This window comes from Dolomitihabitans soli (genome assembly GCF_022213955.1).
Taxonomy (GTDB): Bacteria; Actinomycetota; Actinomycetes; order Streptosporangiales; family Streptosporangiaceae; genus Streptosporangium_A; species Streptosporangium_A soli.
The window spans coordinates 1-705 of the sequence record NZ_JAKNTW010000079.1; the positions used below are offsets into that span (position 1 = coordinate 1).

General features: G+C 71.9%; 1 protein-coding gene. It reads left to right on the forward strand.

Annotated elements, in window-relative coordinates; all coding sequences use genetic code 11:
• A partial coding sequence (locus tag MBA17_RS49050) for an ABC transporter ATP-binding protein (protein WP_238505836.1) occupies positions 1–702 on the forward strand: 702 nt, incomplete at its 5' end.
• Between the last annotated feature and the right edge of the window lie 3 nt (positions 703–705).

Consider the following 705-nt stretch of genomic DNA (forward strand, 5'->3'; position numbering starts at 1 on the left):
TCCTACGTGCCGGACGTGCCGATCCTGCCGACGTTCGACCTTCGGATCCCGGCGGGGCAGACGGTGGCCGTGGTCGGCGCCACCGGTGCCGGGAAGACCACGCTGGCCAAGCTGATCTCCCGTTTCTACGACCCGACGGCGGGGCGGGTCCTGCTCGACGGCATTGATCTGCGCGACCTCGACGAGGCCACGCTGCGCCGCGCGGTCGTCATGGTGACCCAGGAGAACTTCCTGTTCACCGGTTCGGTGGCGGAGAACATCAGGTTCGGCCGGCCGAGCGCGTCCCGGGCGGAGATCGTGCACGCCGCGCAGGCGATCGGCGCGCACGAGTTCATCACCGCGCTGCCGGACGGCTACGACACCGAGGTCGGCAAGCGCGGCGGCCGGATGTCGGCCGGCCAGCGGCAGCTCGTGGCGTTCGCGCGGGCGTTCCTGGCCGATCCCGCCGTGCTGATCCTGGACGAGGCGACCTCCAGCCTCGACGTACCCAGCGAGCGCCTGGTCCAGCGGGCGCTGCGGACGATCCTCGCGGACCGGACCGCGCTGATCATCGCGCACCGGCTCTCCACGGTCGAGATCGCCGAGCGGGTCCTCGTCATGGAGGGCGGCAGGCTCGTCGAGGACGGCCCGCCCGACGAGCTCATCGCCGGCTCAGGTCGCTTCGCGGGCCTGCACCAGGCGTGGCTCGACAGCCTGGCCTGATCC